Source organism: Corynebacterium sp. CNJ-954 (assembly GCF_001942345.1).
In the GTDB taxonomy this organism is placed as follows: Bacteria; Actinomycetota; Actinomycetes; order Mycobacteriales; family Mycobacteriaceae; genus Corynebacterium.
Window position 1 is genome coordinate 166,870 of the sequence record NZ_MKKI01000042.1, and the last position, 22,334, is coordinate 189,203.

Sequence of the window (22,334 nt, forward strand, 5' to 3'; positions counted from 1 at the left end):
ACGTGACCCACATTACTACTTCTCGTGCCACTTCGGGAGTCGGCCCCTGACAACGCCGTGGCGTACGGGAATAGACGGAGCTGTCCATCTGTTGTGACCACCAGACAGAGCCCGAACCAACCTGCACAGGAGGAAGATCATGACGAACGTTCTCATCATCGGAGGGCACGGCAAGGTAGGCCTTCTCGCCACCCCGAAACTGGTCGACCACGGCTTCTCGGTGACATCCCTGATCCGCAACCCGGACCAGGTCACCGAGATCGAATCGCTGGGCGCCACCGCACTGCTCAAGGACGTCACCGAGGTGACGGCGGACGAATGGGACAGTATCCTCGCACGCTTCGACGTGGTCGTCTGGACGGCCGGCAACGGAGGTCGCGGGGGATCCGAGGTGACCTACGCCGTCGACCGCGACGCCGCTCTCGCGGTCATCGACTCCCTGGAGAGGCTCCGCGATTCGGGGACCACGCCGCGGTACCTCAATGTGTCCTACGCCGGGGCACGGAACCACACCGTCCCCGAGACCGACAGCTTCTTCCCGTACGCGGACTCGAAGAAGACGGTGGACGACCGACTGGTCGCGACGGAGGGCCTGGACTACGTGATCCTCGGGCCGGCGACGCTCACGGAGGAGCCCGCCGAAGGAGCAGCCCGCGTCACCGACGGGCTCGACAGGTCAGACGCACACACCGCGCGTGAGCTCGTCGCAGACGTGATCGTCGAATTCGCCGGCCGGGAAGACCTGTCCGGGCAGCGCACGGTCGAATTCGTGGACGGCACCTCACCCGTCAGCGAACTCTGACACGACGGGGCCATGCCTCACGACGCTGAACTCGCCGCGCTGGACTGGCACGGCAAACGGTTCGACAGCGTCGACGACGAAACGTCCGCGGGCCCGTATGTCTTCAGGCTGCTCAGGGCCTGACCGGGAAGGACGTCAGCTGCGCCTTGAGTTCTGAGGCGGCCTGGCGAGGATCGTCCGCCTCGGTGATCGCCCGTACAACGACCGCACGCCGGGCGCCGGCCGACAGGACGTCCGGCAGAGTGCACCGGTTGAGCCCGCCGATCGCAAACCACGGCGTTGCACCAGTAGGCTCCCCTCCCCCGTCGCCGACCATTTCCGCGGTCCGGGCCACTAGCCCCGGCCCTGTCGCTGCGCGTCCGGGCTTCGTCGGCGTCTCCCACACCGGCCCCGTGCAGAAGTAGTCCAGGTCAGGATCATGGAACGCCGCCTCCGCCTGGTCGGACGAATGGGTGGACAGCCCCAGGACCACGTCCGGCCCCAGCAAACTACGGGCCTGGGCCACGCTCAGGTCGTCCTGCCCGACGTGCAGCACATCGGCCCCCACCAGGGCCGCGATATCCGCCCGGTCATTCACCGCGAACAACGCGCCATGGTCGGCGGCCACCTCGGCGAGGACCTCGATCGCCGCCACTTCATCGCAGGTGTCGAGCGTCTTGTCCCGCAGCTGGATGATGTCGACACCCCCTTCGTAGGCGGCATGCAGGAAGTCCCGGAGATCCCCCTGCTCCCGGCGCGCCGGTGTACAGAGGTAGAGCGACGCCCGCTGCAGGAGCTCCCTGCGTCGTCTCCCTGCCGCGGTTTCGGGGGCACCCGTGCACTGATGTAGGTCCATGTGGTGTGATGGTAGCCGTTACGCGAACTACGGGAGCCCCCGACGCCGGGGCTGAGAGGACCGGGAGCCACCGGTCGACCGTCGACACCTGATGCGGATCATGCCGCCGGAGGAAAGAACGCACATGTCCGAGACACTTGTCGTCGGTGCCGGGATAGCCGGGCTCAGTTCGGCCTGGTATCTGCGGCGGGCCGGCCATGCCGTCACCGTCATCGACCCGGATCCCGGCAACGGTGCCAGCCACGCCGCCGCCGGCATGATCGCGGCGGTCAGCGAAGTCGTCCACCAGCACGACGCCATCCGGCCACTCATGCTCGCCTCTGCCGGAGAGTACCCGCAGTTCATCGCGGACCTTGAGCGGACCGTCGGACACTCCGTCGGTTACCTGCGGACCGCGACACTGGGCGTGGGAGCCACCCCCGGTGATGTCGCGGCCTTCCGGGACCTGTCCGACGTCCAACGTGCTGCCGGCATGGCGGTGGAGCAGCTGACCGTCCGCCGGGCACGCCGGTTGGAACCGTCACTGGCGCCCGGCGTCTCAGGCGCTTTTCTCGTCGCGGACGACCACCAGGTCAACCCACGGTCGTTGCTCGAGGCCCTGGCTGAAGCGGTGTACGCCCCGTCCGGGACGGGAGGCCCGCAGGGGCGTCTGGTCCGGGAGCGGGTGACTGCTGTCCTGCGCGAGGGAGGCACCGTCACCGGAGTCCGCCTGGCCGACGGCAGGGAGGTGCGTGCTGACGCAACCGTCCTGTGTCCCGGGGTGTCTTTCCCCGCCATCGACGGCCTCCCCGAGGCCCACGCCGTCCGGCTGCGCCCGGTGCACGGGGACATCCTCCGGGCGCGGGTGAAGCCGGGTCATCCCGCACTGCTGGAGCGTACGGTGCGCGGACTGGTCGACGGCAGACCCGTCTACCTCGTCCCCCGTACCGACGGCGAGATCGTCATCGGGGCGACGGAACGCGAGGACGGCTTCGACGGAGTGTCACTGGAAGGCGTCCATCAGCTGCTCCGGGACGCGCAGATCCTCGTGCCGGGTGCCGCGGACCTGGAGCTCACCGAGATCCTGGCGCGTGCCCGCCCCGGCACGCCGGACGACCTGCCGTACCTCGGCGGTGTCCCCGGTGTGGACGGTGTCACCGTATCCACCGGATACTCCCGTCACGGTGTACTGCTCGCCCCGCTCTGCGCCAGATTCACCGCCGTACTGGCGTCGGGTGAGGTTCCACCCGGCCCGCACGACACGACGCTTCTCACCACCACCTCCCTGGAAAGGACACCGTGAACATTCCGGACAACAACACCACCGTCGCCGTCACAGTCAACGGGACGGCGCATTCCGTGACCTCGGCAACCACCGTCGGCGACATCGTCTTCGACGTCACCGGACAGGATCCGGAGACCGAGGCACTGGGGCTCGCCGTAGCGTTGGATTCCACGATCGTGCCCCGTAGCCGCTGGGCCTCCGCACCGGTCCACGACGGCGCCGAGATCGAGATCATCACCGCCATGCAGGGAGGCTAGACACCATGACTACCCACCAGTCGCAGACGACACAGCTCACGATCGGCACCTCTCCCCTCACCTCCCGGTTGATCATGGGAACTGGCGGAGCGACGTCCCTGGAGGTGCTGGAACAGGCGCTCGTCGCATCGGGGACGTCACTGACCACGGTGGCGCTGCGCCGGTTCAACCCCGCTACGGGTACCTCGCTGTTCGGCCTGCTCGACCGCCTCGGGATCGACGTCCTCCCGAACACCGCAGGCTGCTACACGGCCCGCGATGCACTGCTGACCGCGCGGCTGGGCCGTGAAGCACTCGGCACGAACCGGGTGAAGCTGGAGATCCTCGCCGACGACCGGACGCTGCTGCCAGACGTGATCGAACTGGTCGACGCGACCGAGGAGCTCACCGCCGACGGTTTCGAGGTCTTCGCCTACACGTCTGACGATCCTGCGACGGCCCGGCACCTCGAGGCCGCCGGCGCGGTGGCGGTGATGCCGCTGGGCTCGCCCATCGGAACCGGTCTCGGAATCCTCAACCCCCACAACATCGAGTTGATCTGCGACAGGGCGAATGTCCCGGTGATCCTCGACGCCGGCATCGGCACCGCATCGGATGCGGCGCAGGCGATGGAGCTCGGTTGTGACGGCGTACTTCTGGCCAGTGCGGTCACCCGCGCCCAGGACCCGGCATCCATGGCCAGGGCCATGCGGCATGCCGTCGAGGCCGGACGTCTCGCCCGGGGTGCCGGACGCATCCCCCGCCGTCCCTGGACGCAGGGCGCTCTGGCGTCGTCCACACCGGAGGGGTTGATCGGCAGCGGGCCGGTTGCGGAGGCGTCGCTGTGACCGGCCCACTCACGGTCCCGCTGGTCGAGCCTGGGGCGGAGCTCACCGCTGAGGAGTTGTCACGCTACGCCCGTCATCTGACGCTCGACCAGGTGGGGATGACCGGTCAACGTCGGTTGAAGAATGCCCGGGTTCTGGTCATCGGTGCCGGCGGGCTGGGCTCTCCGGCGCTCCAGTACCTCGCCGCCGCCGGGGTCGGTACGCTCGGCATCGTCGACGACGACGTGGTGGAGGTGACGAATCTGCAACGTCAGGTCGTCCACGGCGTCGATTCCCTCGGTGCACGGAAGGTCGATTCCGCTGCCGCGGCCGTCGCCCGGATCAACCCGCTGGTGACTGTCGAACGCCATGCCGTGCGGCTGGACGCCGACAACGTGACCGGGATCGTCGGCGACTACGACCTCGTCCTCGACGGGGCCGACAACTTCGCCACGCGCTACCTCGTCTCCGACGCCTGCACGTTGACCTCCACGCCCTGCGTATGGGGCTCGATCCTCCGCTTTGAGGGGCGGGTCTCGGTCTTCTGCTCCGGGCCGTCCCATGACGGGGTGACCTACCGTGACCTGCATCCGGACCTCCCTCCCCCGGGATCCGTCCCCAGCTGCGCCGCCGGTGGCGTCATCGGCTCGCTACCGGGAACCGTCGGCTCAGTGATGGGCACGGAGGCGGTGAAGCTGATCACCGGGTGCGGGGAGCCGTTGTACGGGCGTCTCCTCCTCCACGACGGTCTGTCGATGAGCTTCCGCGAACTACGTATCACCATCGACACTGACGCTCCTCCGGTGACGGCCGTGGGGGACGTGGAGGACATGGTCCAGGTGTGCACGACCGGTCCTCACCCGACGGTTTCTCCCGAGGACCTGGAGGACCGGATGCGGGCCGGAGCTGTCCTCGTGGATGTCCGTGACGCCTGGGAACGCGACGTGGTCAGCATCCCGGGTTCCGTACCCGTCCATCTGTCTGCGGTGGAGGAACGCGGTGCAGCCGCCCTGCCGACGTCGCTGCGCAACCGTGACATCATCTTCCACTGCAAGTCGGGCGCCCGGTCAGCCCGTGCGGTGGACGCCGTGGCATCCCATTTCGCCCGGCGGGAGGAGAACGTCGCGCACCTGGAGGGTGGTGTCCTGGCCTGGGTCGAGCAGATACGACCGGGGTTACCGACGTACTGACCGCGCGACGAGCTCCCGCACCGGGATATTGAGCACCGCGCCCTGGGCGCCCACCGACAGGATCGAGAACGACGAGCCGACCGACGCCACGGACATGAACGAGCCCAGTGACACCGCCGACATCGACGATCCGGCGCTGGCGAAGGACGCGAAGCAGCCCGCCGAGAGTGCGGACAACGCGGAGAGTGCCGAGCGCCAGCTCAGTGCACTCAACAAGGAACGGTTAGAACGAAAACTCGCGATAGAGGGTGCCACGGCAGTCTCCTACGTCACAGGTCGGCCCGATTGTCCTCGACCATACGCCACCGCTGCATTTTCACCCTGCTGACCAACAGCCCGAGGAACCCGAAGACCCAGACCACGCCGAGCGCGCACCACGCGACCCGGAAATCGGCCCAGGTGTAGTCGCCTCCGTCAGAGACGGCGTCGAGCACGAAACCGGCCGCCTGCGCTGCGACCATCGCCGCGAGGAAACCTCCCATGTTCGACAGGCCTGTCGCCGTGGCGGTGAAGCGACGGTCGACCTCCTCACGGACGGTGTCGAATCCGTAGTTCGCGGCAGGGGCCAGCGCCGGCACGATGACGTTGATGACCGCCACGGCCGCGAAACTGCGGGGATCCGGCGACATGAAGAACACCACCCAGGATGCCGCGACGATGAGCGTCGCCACCATCACGACGTCGGGACGCCGCCGGCCCGCCCGTGCCGACACAACCCCCATCAGCGGCCCGACGAGAACGCTGACGACCATGTTCACCACTAGGATCGCCGAGGCCTGCGACTCGGTGAGCCCCATTCCCAGGGTCATCAACGGCACACCCCACAACAGCGTGAAGACCACCTGGCTCATCAGCGTGAAGTGGATGAAGAACCCCAGCCAGCAGGCGGGCTGCCGGACGACGAAGGCCAACGTCGCACCGATGCTGCTGCGGGGCTCCGCAGGCGTGCCGGAGGTCGCCGCCGGAGTCGGGTCCGGCGAGTCCGCGACGACGACCCAGGTGAACAGTGCCACCAGGACGCTGCCCGCCCCCAGCGAGATGAATGCCGTCGCCCACCCCTGGGAATGCAGCAGCATCGAGAACGGTACGGCGGACATGAACTGTCCGACGTAGCCCAGTCCCCCGGTCAGCTGAGTGAAGACCGGCGTCTTACGGATCGGTATCCAGGCGGGCAGGATTCGCATGACCGACAGAAACGCCGTCGCGTCTGCCGTCCCGACAATCACCCGGGCCAGGATCGCCACGGGGAATGAGGACGTCATGCCGAGCAGTACCTGACCGATCCCCATCATCAGTGCCCCGACGACGAGCATCCGTCGCGCACCGAACCGGTCGATGAGCATGCCCATCGGTATCTGGGCACAGGCGTACACGCCGACCTGGACGGAGGTGAAGACGGCGAGGCGTGAGGCGTCGATCTGGAAATGGTCCATGGCCTCGACCCCGGCGACTCCCATCGACGTCCGCCCGGTGATCGCCAGGATGTAGGCGATGACACCGGCGAACCACACCATCAACGCGCGGCGGCTGAGGCGGTCAGAAGGAGCAGGTACTTTCGCAGTGGAGTCGGGCACGTATGCCCACCTTAGACCCCGGTATCTCCTGCAGGGCCTCCCGCCCCGATCACACGAGTGACAGAATCCCCCGCACCAGTACCGTCACTCCGCCCAATGACGCCATCGCCACGGCGAGCACCCGTGCCTTCTCCCGTTCAATCCGACGACTGAACACCATTCCCACGGCGATGCCGATGACCATCGCCACCATCGCCGCAGGCAGATACCCCAGGGTTCGCTGGAGATGTCGCCCGCCCCGGTGAGGTACTTGATGGCGAAACTGACCAGGCCGGAGACGATGAACAGCGGTTGCAGCGTCGCAGCGAAGGTCCGCTGGTCCCAGCGCGACGCCTGGGCGTACACCGTGATCACCGGCCCCGCCACACCGGCCAAGGTGTTGCTGAACCCTCCGATCACACCTGACACCGCCGCCGGAAGTTTTCCCGAGACGGCGGGGATGTACCGTCTGCCGAAACTGGTGACTGCGAGGGCGATCAACAACAGTGCCCCGACGACGATCTGCAGCACCGCAGGTGACATCACGTGGATCAGCCAGGTGCCGGGAACCGCCCCCAGCACCATCACGGAGCCGATCAGGGCAAATTTCCCCCAGTCGACGTCCCTGCGCACGGTCATCGTGGACATCGTGGCGTTGATCGCCGCGAGCACGTTGATCACCATGATGCCCTCGACCGGGCCGATGGCGATGCTGAGCACCGGGCCGCCGATCAGCCCGACCCCCATACCGGAGACCCGCTGCATGCAGGACCCGATGAGGATCGTGACGAAGACCAGCAGTATAAGTTCCATTCACAACAACTTATACGCCGCGGACGTGTCACCGGACGGGCGGGGGCGCCCGGGGCAGATGTCGTCTCCGATAGGATTCGAGTCTGTGTCATCCATGAGCTCAGCGGCCGCAGCCCACCCCACGCCCCGGCGGCGGTGGTCATCCCGTCCCGCCGTCGTCGCGGTCGGCTGGCTCATCGCCCACCTGGTCCCCGTGGCATGGGTTCTCTCAGCGGGGACCTCCACCGGCGACATCCGTTACTACTTCAGGGGACTCACCGGCATCGAACCCGGTGCCATGGACGAGTATCCCGAGGTCGGCACCTGGCCGGCACGTCTCGTCGAGCGGGTCTCCACACTCGGTGGACAGCGGGCCGACACCGGCACGGAGGACGCGTTCGTGGTCGGCTTCATCAGCCTGTCTGTGCTGTTCTCCGCTCTCTTCACCTGGTATCTCTGGCGGTCGGGCAAGGGGAAGGACTCCTGGCCCGCCTGGTTCTGGATCCTTTTCGCCGGCCTGTCCGGGCCGATCTTCCTCACCCGCCTGGATATCTTCCCGGGTCTGCTCGTCGCCGGTTTCGCGGCCCTGCTGTTGGCCGGAACCCGCTGGTCACGCCTGGCGACGATACTGCTGGCCGCAGCGACGATGATGAAGCTGTGGCCCGGTGTACTCGGGGCTGCCCTGGTCGGCGGGATCCGCCGGGCGTCGACGTGGGTGCGGGTGTGCTGGTTCTTCGGTTCGCTGGCGGTACTGTGCCTGGTCGTCGTAGTCGTCGGCGGTGTCGACCGTCTCGTCTCTCCACTGACCTACCAGGGGGACCGGGGCCTGCAGGTCGAATCCATCGCCGCGACGCCGTGGATCCTCGCTTCGACGCTGGCAGGCGGCGACGGTGGCACGCCCTGGTCCATCAGCTACGCGGCTTCCAAGAGTTATGAGATCGCCGGGCCCGGCATCGACTTCACCCTCACGGTGATGACCCTCTTGACGGCGGCGACCATCGTCACCGCCGTGGTCTGGGCCGTGGCACGGCTGTGGCGGGACGACTGGACACCGATGCGTGCGGTGTCGTTCAGTGTGGCCCTGATCATGCTGATCATCGTCACCAACAAGGTCTTCTCACCGCAGTACCTGGCGTGGGTGGCACCGGTCGTGGCTGTTGCTCTGCTGACGTCCCGCCGACGTGTCGTCACCGTGATTGCGGTGGAGATCCTGGTCTCGGCGGTGCTGACTACGCTGGTCTACCCCGTCTTCTACGACTGGCTGATCTTCAACCCGCCGTACCTTGTCGCCGCGGTTGCACTGCTGCTGCGCAATGTGGCGGTGGTTGTTCTGGCCGCCACCTGCGTCTGGTGGGCCTTCACTCCGGACGGACGGCGTGAGTCTCCGGTTCAGGGAGACGCCGGGCACGTAGCCGGGTGACGAGGTCGACGGCGTCCGCGGTCGTGAGATCGCGCCCCGCCATCGACACCGGCCCCGGTACGAGGTCGAAGCGCACCCCCGCCAGCCCCAGCATGTTCTGCACCGGCCCCCGCCGGTAGCTGAGTTCCTGGATGTGTGCCGGGGAGATCACCGACACGGCGCGGCGGAACAACCCGTGGTGAGAGACGACCGCCGTCAGCTGGCCGTTACCGCCGGGATCCGACACCAGGGTGGTGCCTTGGCGTGTACGGTCCACCGGAGACACCCAGCGGGCACTCCGTGGGCTCAGGTAAGTGTGTGCGGCCCGGAAGCCGTCGCGGGCGCGTCCCTCCGGATGTGCCACTGCGGCAATGGCCCGGCTGTCCAGCGGTGTGAGTGTCTCGAGCACATGGAGGGCAAGGGCCAGATCACCGACGGGGAGAACGGTGGTCGTCGAGCCGTCCGACTCAGACTCCGCACCGTATCCGGCCACGTCAACCCGGACTTTCCACCAGCCCAGCAGCCGCCAGGCCACGGGCTGCGACACCTCCACCGCATGAACCCGTGCCAGTGGGACGGATTGCCGGCGTCGTTCCGTCAGGCCGAAGGTGATTCCCAGGACGTCCCCGTCCAGCGTGGCGGTGAACCGCCAACTGGTGTTCAGCACTCCCCAGACCCAGGGCACGGCGCCGGCGAGGACCGGCAGGAGGACCGCCAGTCCGGCGGGGGTCGCGAGAGCGACGGCAGCACCCGCCACCACCAGCACGGTGGCACCGGACAGCGCGGCCGCCACAAGGGAGCGGGTGATCGGGATCATGGGGACGACGGCACTGCCGTGGTCCTCCGTCGCATCATCTCCGTGGTCCGTCTGTCCGGGGACGCCGTGGACCAGGGTGAGCAGGTGGGACCGCAGGTCCTCAGCCTCCTGACGTGGAAGGTACTCCACCTCAACCGAGCTCCCGGAACCTCCCGCGGTCTCCACCTTGACCCCCGCCAGGCGGAACAGGCGCGGTGCGAGCGGCTCCACCAGGTCGACGGCCTGGACCCGGTCGAAGCGTGCCGTCCGTAGCTGGCGGGAGACCACTCCCCGTCGGACGGCGATCTCCTCCCCGTCGACCCGGTAACCGGCGGCCCGCCACCACGGCAGTGAGACGACCCAGCCGATGAGGAAGATGACCGGAATCGCCACGAGGACCGCCACGACGACCAGCCCCGTGGGCAGCGGGGAATCCTCCAGCAGGTCGCGCAGCCTCCCGAGGGTCTCCGCCTGCTGGGCGGCGATGACGGCGACGATACCGACGAGGACCGCCCACATGCGCAGCAGTGGGCTCAGCGGGTGGACACGACGCCACCGGCCGTCGGCGATGTCACCGGTCATGTCACCGGTCATGTCACCGGTCACAGCCCGCTCATCCTCTCCCGCGCAGCGACGGCCAGGCGGTCACGCAAGGCGTCGGCATCGGCGGCGGCCAGCCCCACCACCGTCGAGTCACTCGTCGAGGAGGCGGTGTGCAGCTTGACCTGTTTGATCCCGAAGGCCCGTTCCACGGGACCGGACGTGACGTCGACATACTGGATCCTCCCGTAGGGACCACGGTGAAGGTCCACCACAGCCGCCCTTTGGTGATCAGCAGCTCGTCCTCGGTCTCCACCCACCGCTTCCGGGAGGCCTGCGCGGGGATGAGCCAGATCTGCCAGATGAGCAACACCACCAGTACCGCAGCCACGGCCCAGAGAATCGCGGAGGCAAGGCCGGGGACGAACAGTGCGGCAACCACCGCCGCGATCACGGGGACGACCGTCCACGGCAGGTCCGACACGTAGCGGGCCGGCACATACCTCCCGGACACCCGGTGCATCGAATCAAGCAGGGCCAGCGAAGAAACCTCGGGGGTCTGATCGGTCATGGCCCCAGTGTCGCATATCCCTAGAGCGACAGTACGTGCCGGACGGTCGAGGCCGCCTCCGCGACGTATCCCCCACCGAACACGGCCGCGTGGAGGTAGAGCACGTGGAGCCTGTGCAGAGGCAGCAGCTCACGCCATCCGGCGGGCAGCTCGGCGGCCTCCGCGTAGGCGTCGAAGATCCGGTCCCGGTGCGGTGCACCGAACATGCTGAGGAATCCGAGGTCGGTCAGCCCGTGCCCACCGTGGGACGACGGGTCGATGAGGACCGCCCCCTGAGGCGACCACATGAGGTTTCCCGACCACAGGTCACCGTGCAGCCGGGCCGGTGGACGTCCGTCATCGAAGTCACCCGCGGAGAGCCTCTCGAGCAGTGCGCCCGTTCCCCGGATCCCGCCGGGGACACGATGTTCCAGCGGTGCCAGCACCACGTCGGCGTAGTAGGCCCCCCACGTCGGGTGCGGGGCGAGCGGCAGGTCCAGCAGGCTGTCATTCGGCCCCTGGTACCCGGGCCCGCGCCAGCCGGCGGGGCCCGCCCCGAACGATCCTGCCCCGCTCGCATGGGTCACGGCCAGCCGACGTCCGAACTCTTCGGCAGCCGGTGCGTCGGGCGGGACGGAGGTGACCCGTCGTAGCAGGAGATCTCCGTCAGCCGTCCGCGCCCGCACCCCGGCGACAGCTACACCACCGTGTCCGGCGGCGTCCTCGAGCCAGTTCAGGCAGGACTGTTCCCAGTCGCCGGGTCGTCCCGGATTGTGCTTCGTGAATGTCGTCGCCCCGAGCAGACGTGGAAAAGTCGTGAACATCAGCGGCGCCAGTGGATGTGCAGGGTCGCCGGGCGTGTGGTCCGGTGTCCCCACCGGCACCCACCGGGCATCGGCGATTTCCGCGGCGACGACGGGGGTGACCTCGGGGTCGCCGACATGGACGAAGAGGTCGGCCGTGACTTCCCTGCCCTCTTCGTTGGCGGCCGGGGCGGTGAAGGTCCCGATGAATTCAAGAGAGGACGGTGGGACGTCGATCCCGGTTTCCTCACGGACTTCGCGGACCGCCGTGGCACTGGCCCGTTCACCGGGCTCGGGTTTCCCACCGGGGTACTGGTACAGACGGGTGCCGCGTTTCCGGACGGTCAGGACCTCGCACCCACCTGCGGCATCAGGCGCGTCGCGGAGGAATGCGACAGCGCTGACCCGGATCCCGTCGCCTGCCGTCACACTCACCGCAGGGCACGGCGAATCGTCGACACCGTCACAGCGCAGCTGCTGTCCGCATCCCTTTCGTGGTAGGCGCGGCAGACGTCCGCACCGTGCTGCATCAGGAGCAGCAGGGCCACACTGAGTTCCTCGGAGAGGAGCTCGAGGGCTTCTTCGTCACGCACCACGGCAGCGACAGCACTCTGCAACTCCTGCGGCTCACGCCCGGCGACCCCGGGGGCGGGGCAGGCCCTGGAGACAAGCAGCCGCAGGTAGGCGTGAGCGACCAGGCCGATCACGTCCCCGTTGTCCTGCAGCTCGGCGATATGCCGACGGAACTGCAGCATCGACGGCATGGTGACGTGCCGGTCGCGCCACCGCGCGGTCGCGTGTGCACGGTCCAGCGCCCCGGAGAACTGGTCGGTGGCTCCGGAGAGCCCGGAGCACAGCGATGCCAGTGAGACCGCGTCCACCGCCGGCCCCGGGGTGGCCCCGGGGCTCGCCAGTGCCGAACGCAGGATACGGAGCCCCTCCCAGTGCTGTTCAAGGTAGGCGGCCCGCCCGGCGAACGGCAGTGTGCCATCGCCCATACGCCGGAAGACGGTCGACCGGCGTACACAGTTCAGCGCGGAGTCGCCCGCAGCATCCAGGAGGGCACTGACCCGGGCTGCGTCGAGTTGAGGCAGCCCGTCGTGGATGCCGACGTGGGCACTGGAAGTCTGCTGCTGCAAGTCAATCACCGTCCTCGGGTCCCGGGTTGTTCCGCCGTGCTGCCTGACATATATTTCGTGAGCCTACCCTAATGGAGTCCGGTCGGCCAACGGTGCTGCAGTACCCTGCGAAGACCCTCGAAGACCCCGGAGTTGTAGGCGAACGCGGCTCGGGCGGCAGCGAGAAGACGGTGCCGTTCCCCGTCATCGAACTCCATCGCATCCAGGGCACCGCGGTAGGCGTCCCGGTAGCGCTTGGGTTTGTCGATGTGCGGGAAACGGTAGAAGGCCGTGGCCGACTCCTCCACGCCGTAGTGACGTGTCATGAGCCGGCCGATGACCTGGCCGCCCGCCAGGTCACCCAGATACCGGGTGTAGTGGTGGGCGACGAGTGCCGGGACGTCACGTTCCCGGCCGATGCGCTGCAGTTCGGCGACATACGCAGCCGTCTCCGGAAGTGGAGCGGCGCCCACGGTGCCTCCGAGCGCCCGGAGATCCTCCTGCAGAACCGCACGGCGGTCCAGCAGGCGGTCCGCGACCGCGCCCAGGCGGGAGTCACCCGTGCAGGCGTCGACCGCATCCTCCAGAGCCGAGTAGAACAGGTACGCCTGTTCCTGGAACGCGACGAACGCTGAGGCGTCCAGACTTCCGTCCAGCAGACGCTCCATGAACACGGAGTGTTCCGCATTCTCATGGGCCTGCCGGGTCTCCTCCCGGAGCTGCTCGGAAAGCAGGGTGGTCGCTGTCGCCATCGTCGCTTCTGTTCCTGTCCTCGGTTGTTCGCGTTCGATCAACATCGTGTACAGGCCATGCTAACAATGGAGACCCTTACCCGGGATCATCCGAAAGTTGGATCAGCTGTCCGACGGGGTCGGACGGATCCAGAGTTCACCGTGCATCTCATCCACGCTCACCGGCCACTCGTAGACCCGTGACAGCCTCTCCGCGGTGCAGACCTCGGCCGGCGAACCGACCGCCTCGATCCGTCCGTCGCCGAGCAGAGCCAGCCGGTCGCAGTACTGTGCGGCCAGGTTCAGGTCGTGCAGAACCACGATGACACCGACTCCCCCGGCAGCGACCCGTCGCACCGACCGCATGGTGCGTTCCTGGTGCCCGATGTCCATGGCCGCGGTCGGCTCGTCCAGCAACGTACACCGTGCCTGCTGCGCCATCACCCGGGCGAAGGCCACCCGCGCACGTTCACCACCCGACAGCGTGGTCACGTCACGGTCCTGCATCTCCAGCATGCCGACGTCGGCAAGACAGGCGTCGACCACCGCGCGGTCCGCCCCACGGTCGTCACGTTCCGTCGTGCCACGACTCCCCGCCCACGCCGACCGGCCCATCTCCACGACGTCCCGGACAAGGTGTGAGAATGAGACCCGCGGGTCCTGCAGCATCACCGACCGGGTCCTGGCAGCCTCCCGGACCCCGTAGTCCCGGTAGGGCCGTCCCGCCAGGAGGACCTCACCGGACACAGGGGCGGTGTCGCCGGAAAGGGCCCCCAGCAAGGTCGACTTACCGGCACCGTTCGGCCCGATCAGCCCCAGGACCTCCCCTTCATGCAGGTCGAGATCGACACCGTGGAGGATCTCGGTACCGTGCCTCCCGTTCCGCGAGCCACCGACCGTGACGACCACCCGGCGCGCGGAAAGAACCACCCCGTCACTCATCCGACGACACCGCCCTTCTTCAGCATGCGGCGCAGCAGGATGAAGAAGGTGGGCCCGCCGACGAGCGCCGTGAAGATCCCGATCGGCAGATCCGCGAACGCAATCAGCGTGCGCGACGCCAGGTCGGCGAGCAACAGCAGTACCGCGCCGCCCAGGGCCGACAGCGGCACCAGCCAACGGTTCGCCGGTCCGGTGAGTTGCCGCAGAATATGGGGCACAATCAGGCCGACGAAACCGATGATGCCGGCGAAGCTGACGGCCAGTGCGGCCAGCGCCGTCGACAGACCGATGATCGCGACGCGCATCGCCGCGACATTCACGCCGGCATGCCCCGCCGCACGTTCGCCGAGACTGAGGACGTCCAGCCGCCCCGCGATGACCAGCGATCCGAGCAGACACAGGACCACAGGCAGTGCCACGATCGCGACCTGGTTCCACTGGGCACCGTTCAGTGAGCCCATCTGCCAGAAGATCACCTGTTCACGTGACGAGGTCGGGGCCAGGAAGACCAGGAAGGAGATCGCCGCACCGGCCACCGCGTTGACCGCGATGCCGGTGAGTATCAGGGTGAGCACCCTGACCTCCCCGTTGATCGAGGCCAGACGGTACACCGCGACTGTGGTCAGCACGCCGGCGAGGAACGCCAGCACCGGCACAGTCGCCGTACCCAGCACGGTGATGTTCAGGACGATCGCGGCCGCCGCCCCCACACCGGCCCCGGAGGTGACGCCGATGACGCTGGGTTCAGCCAGTGGATTGCCGAACAGCCCCTGCAGGAGCGTTCCGGCAACAGCCAGGGCAGCCCCCACCAGCAGACAGAGCATGATCCGCGGAAGACGGATCTGCCAGAGGACGTTCGCGGCCCTGGCCGCTTCCCCCGCAGCTTCCGCGTCCTCCCGTCCGGGACCGTGTACCAGGGCGGACCAGACCTCTGCCGGGGACAGGGTGAACTGACCGAGGACAAGATTGATGCCGACCGCCGCGACGAGCAGGACCACCAGCACCGCAAGGGTCGCCAGCCGCGTCGTCCGACGCCGCGTGAGGGTGTCTGTCATCCCCTCAGTCCCCGAACTCCGCGTCCGTGACCTCTTCACCCCAGAACACCCGGTCCACCACCCGGCGCGCACGACGGGTTGTTTTCAGGTAGTCGTCGAAGAACCCCTGCGAGTCCTCCGGATCCCAGTTCGCCGCCGCCGCGATGTTGACCAGCTGCGGGCCGGGCCCGGGGAGCTGGTCGCGTCGCTTGGCGTCGGCGAGGATGATCGCGTTGCGGGCACGAGTGGCCACGATCCAGGCGGCCCGGAGCGTGTCGACATCGGCCTCGGACAACAGTCCGGCGATGCGGATCTCCTCGAGGACCTGCAGCGTGGAGGTGTTGTGCAGGTTGGCGATACGGTGGCAGTTCTGCATGGTGAGTAGTTGGACCGTCCACTCGATGTCGGTGAGACCGCCACGCCCGAGTTTGGTGTGGGTGTACCGGTCGGCGCCGCGTGGCAGACGTTCCCCGTCGACGCGCGCCTTCATCCGGCGCACCTGCTGCACGGTCGCCCGGTCGACACCGCCCTCGGGGTACCGGAACTCGTCGATGGTCCGCAGGAAGCGGATGCCGAGGTCCTTGTCGCCGGCGATCCACGTCGCACGCAGCAGTGCCTGGTACTCCCAGGTCTCCCCCCACCGTTCGTAGTAGGCGCGGTAGGACTCCAGGGTCCGTACCGTCGGACCGCTGCGTCCCTCGGGGCGCAGATTCAGGTCGACTTCCAGAGGCGGGTCCTGCGACGGACGCGACAGCCGGGTCCGGAGCCGTTTGGCGATTCCACTGGCCCAGGTCACCGCATCCTGGTCGGTCCCCGCCTCCCCGTCGCCGTCTTCGTCGACGGCGTCGTCGCCCTCCATTTCCTCCGGGACGGGTTCACAGACGAACATCACGTCGGCGTCGGAACCGTAGCTCAGTTCCGCCCCGCCGAGCCTCCCCATACCGATGACACTGATCAGGGCGGGGGCGTTGCGGTGGTTCTCATCCTCCCACGCCCGGATCTCCGCACGCAGTGCCGCCTCGAGAACAGCGTCCCAGATCAACGACAGGGACCGGCACACCTCCGGCGTGTCGATCAGTCCCAGCAGGTCCGCCGAGGCGATCTTCGCGAGTTCGGTCCGACGCAACGAGCGTGCCACGGCGATGGCCGCGTCCGGGTCGCGGTGGCGTCCTGCCGCGGCGACGAGAGAGTGGCTACGGACAGAGGCGTCGTGCTCCAGCAGTTTCGGGCCGTTGGCCCCGTCAGAGAGCATGCGCACCGCCTCCGGCGAAGCGATGAACAGGTTGGCGATGTACGGCGAGGTACCGAGGATCCGCATCAGGCGTTTGCCCACGATGTTCTCGTCGCGCAGCAACCGCAGGAACCACGAACGGTCGAATGCCGCCTCCGACAGTTTCCGGTAGGCCAACAGGCCCGCGTCCGGGTCGACGGTGTCGGACAGCCACTCCATCAACGACGGGAGGATCATCGCCTGGATGCGGTCCTTGCGGGTCGTCCCCGAGGCCAACGCCGAAAGGTGGTCCATGGCGCGGGACGGATGCAGGTACCCCAGTGCGGCGAGCTGCCGCTTCGCGGCCTCCGGAGTAAGTCGGAGCGCATCGACCGGCATGTTGACCACCGACGACAGCAGCGGCCGGTAGAACAACTTGTTGTGCAGCTGCCGGATCTGGTTGCTGACCTTGCGCACCTTGGCCGACAGTGCCGCGTCCGCACCTTCCTGACCTTCTCCCCGTACGCCGGCGGTGCGTGCCAGGCGGAGCCGCCCTGCCTCATCATCCTGTTCAGGAAGGGCATGGGTGCGCCGGAGGTGCTGCAGCTGCAACCGGTGCTCCAGCAGTCGCATGTACTCGTAGCAGGAGATCAGGATCTGTCCGTCCTCACGGCCGACGTATCCGCCGTCGACCAGGGCGGTGAGGGCCTGGACAGTGGAGCGCACCCGCAGCGACTCGTCGACACGTCCGTGCACCATCTGGAGCAGCTGGATGGCGAACTCCACGTCCCGCAGGCCGCCGGGCCCCAGTTTCAGTTCCAGGGGGAGCAGATTGTCCGGGACGTTGTCGATCACCCGACGACGCATCGCCTGCACATCGGGCACGAAGTCCTCCCGCTCGGCGGCACTCCACACCATCGGTGCGAGCTGTTCGACGTAGTCGCGGCCCAGATCCAGGTCGCCGGTCATGGGGCGCGCCTTCAGCAGCGCCTGGAACTCCCAGGTCGACGCCCACCGCCGGTAGTAGGTGAGGTGTGACTCCAGGGTGCGAACGAGGGCACCGTGACGTCCCTCGGGCCGGAGCGCCGCGTCGACCTCGAAGAACACCCGGCATCCGATGTTGATGAATTCACCGGCCAACCGGGTGGTCTGGGCGTCCGCCGGCTCGGCGACGAAGATGACGTCCACGTCCGAGATGTAGTTGAGTTCACGCGCGCCGCACTTACCCATCGCGACCACCGACAGCTTGGCCGGGACGGCGCCGGACGGGTAGACCGTGGCTGTGGCCACCGCCAGCGCTGCGGTGAGGGCGGCGTCGGCGGCGTCGGCGAGTCGCTCGGTGAGAACCTCGAACGGCAGTGGGTCGCCCGTCGGCTCGCTCCCCCCGAACGTGTCGGCCAGGTCGATCGCCGCAATCCGGGCGAGAACGGTGCGATAGGCCGTACGCATCGCCCGGTCTGCGTCCACGCCGGTCACCGTGGCGCGGAAAAGCAGGGAATCATCGTCGTGTCCCTCGACACGTTCCGCCCCCACCGCGGTCGTGAGTGCCTCCATGATCTCGTCCCTGCCGGGCAGTTCGCCGGCGAGTTCCGGCCAGATCCCGGGATTCGCCACCACATGGTCCCCCAGCAGGGTGGAGCCGCCGAACAGCGCGAGCAGTCGCACGCGGAACACCGCGTCCCCGTCGATCTTCTCCAGCAGTGCCGTCGAGGACGTGTCGCTGTCGCCGTCCTCACTGTCGCGGCTGTCCCGTCCGTCGAGCGTCTCGACCAGCCGTACCACCGCATTCAACGCACGGTCGGGGTCACCGGTAGAGGCCAGAACGCTGAGCACCGGGCGGTGCTCCTCATCGTCCCACCCGAGTTTTGCGAGGTCATCGGCCGCGGACGGCCTGGTCAACCCCAGCGACACCGGGGACGGAACTCGACGACGGGTGGTTCGCGGCTGATTCACCGGGGGCTCATCTCCTGGGCTGTGGCATCGTGGTGGCGCACTGGGCTCCGTACCATCGTAGTGGATGCCCGGCCGCCGGTCCTGAAGCCGCCCCAGGTGCTAGAACTCCAGGTTGTGTGCGAGCTCCCACGGCGTGACCTGGGACTGGTAGGACTTCCACTCCTCCCACTTGTTGCGCAGGAAGTACTCGAAGACGTGCTCGCCGAGGGCGTCGGCGACCAGTTCGGACTTCTCCATCTCGCGCAGAGCCAGGTCCAGGTCCGTGGGAAGGTCCTTGTACCCCATCGCCATACGTTCCCGACGAGTCATGCCCGCCACGTCCTCCTCCACCGGAGGGTGCAGTTCATATCCTTCCCGGATGCCCTTCAGACCGGCCGCGATGAGCACGGCGTAGGTGAGGTAGGGGTTGGCTCCGGAGTCCGGGGTCCGGATCTCGACCCGGCGCGACGAAGGCTTGTGCACGGTGTACATCGGCACGCGGATCATCGCAGAACGGTTCGAGGCACCCCACGTGGCCGCGGTGGGGGCCTCGGCTCCACTGGTCAGCCGCTTGTAGGAGTTCACCCACTGGTTCGTCACCGCGGAGATCTCCGGGGCATGTTCCAGGATCCCGGCGATGAAGGACTTCGCCGTCCCTGAGAGGTAGAACTGGTCGTCCGGGTCGTGGAACGCGTTGTTCTCACCCTCGAACAGCGACATGTGGGTGTGCATGGCCGAGCCGGGGTATTCGTGGAACGGTTTCGGCATGAATGTTGCCCGGACGTCGTTACGGGTGGCGACCTGCTTGACCATGTAGCGGAAACTCATCACGTTGTCCGCCATCGACAGGGCGTCGGCGAACCTCAGGTCGATCTCCTGCTGTCCCGGACCTGCCTCGTGGTGCGAGAACTCCACGGAGATGCCCATCGACTCCAGCGCCGAGATCGCGTCCTGACGGAACAGCGGAGCGGCATCGGTGACCGCCTGGTCGAAGTATCCCCCGGTGTCTGCGGGGACAGGACGACCGTCGGGGCCGTTGCCGTTCTTCAACAGGAAGAACTCGATCTCCGGGTGGACATAACAGGAGAAGCCCTCGTCCGCGGCGCTGTTCAGCTGACGCCGCAGGACCTGGCGGGGGTCCGCCCAGCTGGGCTCCCCGTCCGGCATCGCGATGTCGCAGAACATTCGTGCCGTGAGCACCTGGTTGTCGCCACCGGCCGTGTCCAGCGGGAGGATCTGGAACGTCGACGGGTCCGGCTTCGCGATCGTGTCGGATTCGACGACGCGCGAGAAACCCTCGATGGAGGAACCGTCGAATCCGATTCCTTCGGCGAACGCGCCCTCGAGTTCCGCAGGGGCGACGGCGACCGACTTCAGGTATCCCTGGATGTCCGTGAACCACAGACGGACGAAGCGAATGTCCCGTTCCTCGAGCGTGCGGAGGACGTATTCCTGTTGGCGACTCATGGCCACCATGGTAACGCCCGCCCCGGCGGACAGCCCCTTTTTCCGGGCCCGGTGGACGGGTTGTTACACATCGTTAACACCTGCCCGTCTGACGTGGCACAATGTCGTGACATGGCTGACAAGAAAGAGACCACCGGATACCTCGCCCCCACCCGTCAGGTCCGCATCGGCGACCTGCGTAAGCGTAAGGGATCAGGTGACAAATGGGCGATGCTCACCGCCTACGACTACTCCACCGCACGGGCGTTCTCCGACGCCGGCGTCGAGTGCCTCCTGGTGGGTGATTCGGCGGCGAACGTGGTCTTCGGCTACCCCCAGACCCAGCAGATCAGCCTCGACGAGATGATCTACATCGCCGCCGCGGTGGTCCGGGGTGCAGGCAATGCGCTGGTTATCGCCGACCTCCCGTTCGGCACGTACGAAGCGTCCGACGAGCAGGCGGTCCGGTCCGCTGCGGAGATGATGCGACGGTCCGGTGCCGCCATGGTCAAGATCGAAGGCGGGGTGCGCATCGCTCCCCGGATCAGGGCACTGGTTGCCGCGGGCATCCCGGTGTGCGCCCACATCGGTTTCACCCCCCAGTCGGTCAACGCACTCTCCGGGTTCAAGGTGCAGGGCCGCGGGGACGCCGCGGAGCAGCTGCTCGCCGACACCCGCGCCGTCGCCGACGCCGGCGCCGACTTCGTCGTCCTGGAGATGGTCCCGGCAGACGTGGCCGCCCGCGCCAGCGAGTCCGTCGACATCCCCACCGTGGGCATCGGCGCAGGTCCGGACACTGACGCCCAGGTCCTCGTCTGGCACGACATGGCGGCCCTGCCGGCAGACGGGCACCGTCCGAAATTCGCCAAACAGTGGGCGCAGGTCGGGGCGGAGCTCACCGCCGCTGCCGCGTCCTACAAGCGGGAGGTCGCCGAGGGGACCTTCCCGGCCGAGGAACACTGCTTCTAGCCCCGGTTCTAGTCGTCGTCCCACTCGTCGGCGACTTTGGTCCGCTCTCTGGCGATCTGGAGGGCGTGCTCGGCTTCGTCACGGGACGAGTACGGGCCCATGCGGTTGTCCCACCCGGAGGTTTTTCCCTGGGTGACCTCACCGCTGGAGGTGTCGAAGTACCACTGTTGATCGCTCATGCCTCCACAGTGTAACCACGTCGGACGGAGTGCGTGCGACGTGCATGGCGACGGGGGAAAAGGCGCCGAGAGGGCCTGTGAGCCGGATTCTGTGCCGCACCCCGGTGTGCGGGGCACACCGTGCGCGGCGGCGATCATCCATCTGGGTCAGCCGTCACCGACTGCCTCAAGCGGTCTACCTGCCCCTTCACCGGCGAGCAGCGACGGGGCACGGCCACACCGTGAGCCTCCGCGAGGAGGTACGGTCGCGGCCACTTGACCTTGCTCCCGGTGGGGTTTACCAAGCTGCACCGGTTACCCGGCACACTGGTGCGCTCTTACCGCACCGTTTCACCCTTACCCTGGTTACCGGACGGACCGGTCGGCCAGGGCGGTCTGTTTTCTGTGGCACTTGCCCGCGGGTCACCCCGGGTTGCCGTTAACAACCACCGTGCTCTGTGGAGTCCGGACTTTCCTCGACGCCGGGCGGACGCCGCCACGCAGGCAGACGCAGTCCCCGGCACCGCGATCACCCGGCCCTCTCGACGGGTACAACACTAGCACCCGCCGGGGCCTCGACCCTCACCTCAGGTAGTGGGTGTCGTTGACCTCCCGCACCATCGAGTGGCCCGGGTAGAACTCGACGACGGACAACCCCGCCAGGTCCAGGTGCAGGGTCGAGTACATCGTGGAAGGAACCTGCAACGCGTCCCGCAGAATCGCCTTGATCGGCGACACGTGGCTGACCAGCAGGACGGTACCGGCACCATCCAGGCCACCCACCAGGGTGCTGCACCGCTGTTCGACCTGACTCATGCTCTCCCCGCCGAGCGTGGGTACGCAGGTGTCGGCGACCCAGGCAGCGTGTTCCTCGGGCCACCGCCGGTGGACCTCGTCGAAGGTGAGCCCCTCCCACTGTCCGAAGTCAGTTTCGATGAGATTCCCGTCGGTCTCGACGTCCAGCCCCAGCATCTGTGCCGCCGCGTCGGCGGTCTGCCGGGTGCGGGTCAACGGTGAACTGATCACGCGGTCGATCCCCTCTCCCGCGTCCTGGCGCGAGGCCAGGTACGACGCCGCTCGCCGGACCTGCTCCTGCCCCAGGTCCGTGAGCTCAGGGTCGCTGCGACCCGAGAACACCCCTGCCGCGGACATCGCGGTCTGCCCGTGCCGCAGGAGCAGAAGGCGCACCGGCTCTCCCCGGTCACCG

20 protein-coding genes, 1 other RNA gene, 2 pseudogenes and 1 riboswitch are annotated in these 22,334 nt (G+C 67.7%); of the genes and pseudogenes, 7 read left to right on the plus strand and 16 right to left on the minus strand.

Annotated elements, in window-relative coordinates:
- Positions 1-139 precede the first annotated feature (139 nt).
- The gene (locus tag BJF89_RS13475) at positions 140-802 is read left to right on the plus strand and encodes an NAD(P)H-binding protein (protein WP_075815612.1); all 663 of its coding nucleotides are present in this window, start codon (positions 140-142) and stop codon (positions 800-802) included.
- 112 nt (positions 803-914) lie between these two features.
- On the opposite strand, the gene thiE is transcribed toward BJF89_RS13475, so the two are convergent.
- Positions 915-1,637 carry a thiamine phosphate synthase gene (thiE, locus tag BJF89_RS13480; RefSeq protein ID WP_075815613.1) on the minus strand — a complete coding sequence of 241 codons (723 nt, stop codon included), beginning with the start codon at positions 1,635-1,637 and terminating at the stop codon, positions 915-917.
- A 19-nt stretch (positions 1,638-1,656) separates the two neighbouring features.
- A riboswitch (TPP riboswitch) is annotated at positions 1,657-1,769 on the plus strand.
- On the opposite strand from thiE, the gene thiO reads away from it, so the two are divergent.
- From thiO to moeB, 4 genes are all read left to right on the plus strand, one after another.
- Positions 1,762-2,919: a glycine oxidase ThiO gene (gene thiO / locus BJF89_RS13485; RefSeq protein WP_075815614.1), complete on the plus strand. Its 1,158-nt coding sequence runs from the start codon at positions 1,762-1,764 to the stop codon at positions 2,917-2,919. (Overlaps the previous riboswitch by 8 nt.)
- A complete protein-coding gene (gene thiS, locus BJF89_RS13490; RefSeq protein WP_255372655.1) occupies positions 2,916-3,158 on the plus strand; it encodes a sulfur carrier protein ThiS in 243 nt (80 codons plus the stop codon). The genes thiO and thiS overlap by 4 nt, the downstream gene beginning before the upstream one ends.
- A gap of 5 nt (positions 3,159-3,163) precedes the next feature.
- Positions 3,164-3,985 carry a thiazole synthase gene (locus tag BJF89_RS13495; protein ID WP_075815615.1) on the plus strand — a complete coding sequence of 274 codons (822 nt, stop codon included), beginning with the start codon at positions 3,164-3,166 and terminating at the stop codon, positions 3,983-3,985.
- Positions 3,982-5,154: a molybdopterin-synthase adenylyltransferase MoeB gene (gene moeB, locus BJF89_RS13500; protein WP_075815616.1), complete on the plus strand. Its 1,173-nt coding sequence runs from the start codon at positions 3,982-3,984 to the stop codon at positions 5,152-5,154. Before BJF89_RS13495 ends, moeB begins: the two co-directional genes overlap by 4 nt.
- On the opposite strand, the gene BJF89_RS13505 is transcribed toward moeB, so the two are convergent.
- The 3 genes and pseudogenes from BJF89_RS13505 to BJF89_RS13515 all read right to left on the minus strand — a co-directional run bounded on the left by BJF89_RS13505 (position 5,140) and on the right by BJF89_RS13515 (position 7,520).
- Positions 5,140-5,367, minus strand: coding sequence for a hypothetical protein (locus BJF89_RS13505; protein WP_139312059.1), 228 nt, complete (start codon positions 5,365-5,367; stop codon positions 5,140-5,142). The genes moeB and BJF89_RS13505 overlap by 15 nt on opposite strands.
- A gap of 56 nt (positions 5,368-5,423) precedes the next feature.
- Positions 5,424-6,728: a nitrate/nitrite transporter gene (locus BJF89_RS13510; protein WP_075815618.1), complete on the minus strand. Its 1,305-nt coding sequence runs from the start codon at positions 6,726-6,728 to the stop codon at positions 5,424-5,426.
- 49 nt (positions 6,729-6,777) lie between these two features.
- A pseudogene (locus BJF89_RS13515) lies at positions 6,778-7,520 on the minus strand (sulfite exporter TauE/SafE family protein).
- Positions 7,521-7,614: 94 nt separating this feature from the next.
- Between BJF89_RS13515 and BJF89_RS13520 the strand changes: the two are divergent.
- Complete coding sequence (locus BJF89_RS13520; RefSeq protein WP_075815708.1) at positions 7,615-8,919, plus strand: glycosyltransferase 87 family protein; 1,305 nt, start codon at positions 7,615-7,617, stop codon at positions 8,917-8,919.
- Here BJF89_RS13520 and BJF89_RS13525 read toward each other — a convergent pair.
- The 9 genes and pseudogenes from BJF89_RS13525 to BJF89_RS13570 all read right to left on the minus strand — a co-directional run bounded on the left by BJF89_RS13525 (position 8,858) and on the right by BJF89_RS13570 (position 20,021).
- The gene (locus BJF89_RS13525) at positions 8,858-10,300 is read right to left on the minus strand and encodes a PH domain-containing protein (RefSeq protein WP_255372656.1); all 1,443 of its coding nucleotides are present in this window, start codon (positions 10,298-10,300) and stop codon (positions 8,858-8,860) included. The genes BJF89_RS13520 and BJF89_RS13525 overlap by 62 nt on opposite strands.
- A pseudogene (locus tag BJF89_RS13530) lies at positions 10,297-10,757 on the minus strand (PH domain-containing protein). The gene BJF89_RS13525 and the pseudogene BJF89_RS13530 overlap by 4 nt, the downstream one beginning before the upstream one ends.
- A gap of 68 nt (positions 10,758-10,825) precedes the next feature.
- Complete coding sequence (locus BJF89_RS13535) at positions 10,826-12,016, minus strand: fructosamine kinase family protein (protein WP_139312061.1); 1,191 nt, start codon at positions 12,014-12,016, stop codon at positions 10,826-10,828.
- A 2-nt stretch (positions 12,017-12,018) separates the two neighbouring features.
- Positions 12,019-12,726: a hypothetical protein gene (locus BJF89_RS13545; RefSeq protein WP_255372657.1), complete on the minus strand. Its 708-nt coding sequence runs from the start codon at positions 12,724-12,726 to the stop codon at positions 12,019-12,021.
- Between the two features lie 68 nt (positions 12,727-12,794).
- On the minus strand, positions 12,795-13,457 hold the full coding sequence (locus tag BJF89_RS13550; protein ID WP_075815619.1) for a heme oxygenase (biliverdin-producing): 663 nt from the start codon (positions 13,455-13,457) through the stop codon (positions 12,795-12,797).
- A 102-nt stretch (positions 13,458-13,559) separates the two neighbouring features.
- Positions 13,560-14,378, minus strand: a complete 819-nt coding sequence (locus BJF89_RS13555; RefSeq protein ID WP_083650813.1) for a heme ABC transporter ATP-binding protein — start codon at positions 14,376-14,378, stop codon at positions 13,560-13,562.
- The gene (locus BJF89_RS13560; RefSeq protein ID WP_075815620.1) at positions 14,375-15,433 is read right to left on the minus strand and encodes an iron ABC transporter permease; all 1,059 of its coding nucleotides are present in this window, start codon (positions 15,431-15,433) and stop codon (positions 14,375-14,377) included. The genes BJF89_RS13555 and BJF89_RS13560 overlap by 4 nt, the downstream gene beginning before the upstream one ends.
- 4 nt (positions 15,434-15,437) lie before the next feature.
- A complete protein-coding gene (locus tag BJF89_RS13565; protein WP_075815621.1) occupies positions 15,438-18,575 on the minus strand; it encodes a bifunctional [glutamine synthetase] adenylyltransferase/[glutamine synthetase]-adenylyl-L-tyrosine phosphorylase in 3,138 nt (1,045 codons plus the stop codon).
- 99 nt (positions 18,576-18,674) lie between these two features.
- A complete protein-coding gene (locus tag BJF89_RS13570; RefSeq protein ID WP_075815713.1) occupies positions 18,675-20,021 on the minus strand; it encodes a glutamine synthetase family protein in 1,347 nt (448 codons plus the stop codon).
- A gap of 111 nt (positions 20,022-20,132) precedes the next feature.
- On the opposite strand from BJF89_RS13570, the gene panB reads away from it, so the two are divergent.
- The gene (gene panB, locus BJF89_RS13575) at positions 20,133-20,969 is read left to right on the plus strand and encodes a 3-methyl-2-oxobutanoate hydroxymethyltransferase (RefSeq protein WP_075815622.1); all 837 of its coding nucleotides are present in this window, start codon (positions 20,133-20,135) and stop codon (positions 20,967-20,969) included.
- A gap of 8 nt (positions 20,970-20,977) precedes the next feature.
- Here panB and BJF89_RS18675 read toward each other — a convergent pair whose 3' ends face one another.
- The 3 genes from BJF89_RS18675 to BJF89_RS13585 form a co-directional block, all read right to left on the minus strand.
- Positions 20,978-21,148 carry an SPOR domain-containing protein gene (locus tag BJF89_RS18675; RefSeq protein ID WP_139312062.1) on the minus strand — a complete coding sequence of 57 codons (171 nt, stop codon included), beginning with the start codon at positions 21,146-21,148 and terminating at the stop codon, positions 20,978-20,980.
- A 62-nt stretch (positions 21,149-21,210) separates the two neighbouring features.
- Positions 21,211-21,672: RNase P RNA component class A (rnpB, locus tag BJF89_RS13580), an RNA gene on the minus strand.
- A gap of 37 nt (positions 21,673-21,709) precedes the next feature.
- Positions 21,710-22,315 carry a histidine phosphatase family protein gene (locus tag BJF89_RS13585; RefSeq protein WP_255372658.1) on the minus strand — a complete coding sequence of 202 codons (606 nt, stop codon included), beginning with the start codon at positions 22,313-22,315 and terminating at the stop codon, positions 21,710-21,712.
- Positions 22,316-22,334: the final 19 nt, after the last annotated feature.

What these genes read in the sequence shown, in the direction of transcription:
- BJF89_RS13475 (WP_075815612.1), top strand. Translation starts at nt 140, where the DNA reads ATGACGAACGTTCTCATCATCGGAGGGCACGGCAAGGTAGGCCTTCTC.
- thiE (WP_075815613.1), bottom strand. Translation starts at nt 1,637, where the DNA reads ATGGACCTACATCAGTGCACGGGTGCCCCCGAAACCGCGGCAGGGAGA.
- thiO (WP_075815614.1), top strand. Translation starts at nt 1,762, where the DNA reads ATGTCCGAGACACTTGTCGTCGGTGCCGGGATAGCCGGGCTCAGTTCG.
- BJF89_RS13495 (WP_075815615.1), top strand. Translation starts at nt 3,164, where the DNA reads ATGACTACCCACCAGTCGCAGACGACACAGCTCACGATCGGCACCTCT.
- BJF89_RS13520 (WP_075815708.1), top strand. Translation starts at nt 7,615, where the DNA reads ATGAGCTCAGCGGCCGCAGCCCACCCCACGCCCCGGCGGCGGTGGTCA.
- BJF89_RS13550 (WP_075815619.1), bottom strand. Translation starts at nt 13,457, where the DNA reads ATGGCGACAGCGACCACCCTGCTTTCCGAGCAGCTCCGGGAGGAGACC.
- BJF89_RS13555 (WP_083650813.1), bottom strand. Translation starts at nt 14,378, where the DNA reads ATGAGTGACGGGGTGGTTCTTTCCGCGCGCCGGGTGGTCGTCACGGTC.
- BJF89_RS13560 (WP_075815620.1), bottom strand. Translation starts at nt 15,433, where the DNA reads ATGACAGACACCCTCACGCGGCGTCGGACGACGCGGCTGGCGACCCTT.
- BJF89_RS13570 (WP_075815713.1), bottom strand. Translation starts at nt 20,021, where the DNA reads ATGAGTCGCCAACAGGAATACGTCCTCCGCACGCTCGAGGAACGGGAC.
- panB (WP_075815622.1), top strand. Translation starts at nt 20,133, where the DNA reads ATGGCTGACAAGAAAGAGACCACCGGATACCTCGCCCCCACCCGTCAG.
- BJF89_RS18675 (WP_139312062.1), bottom strand. Translation starts at nt 21,148, where the DNA reads ATGAGCGATCAACAGTGGTACTTCGACACCTCCAGCGGTGAGGTCACC.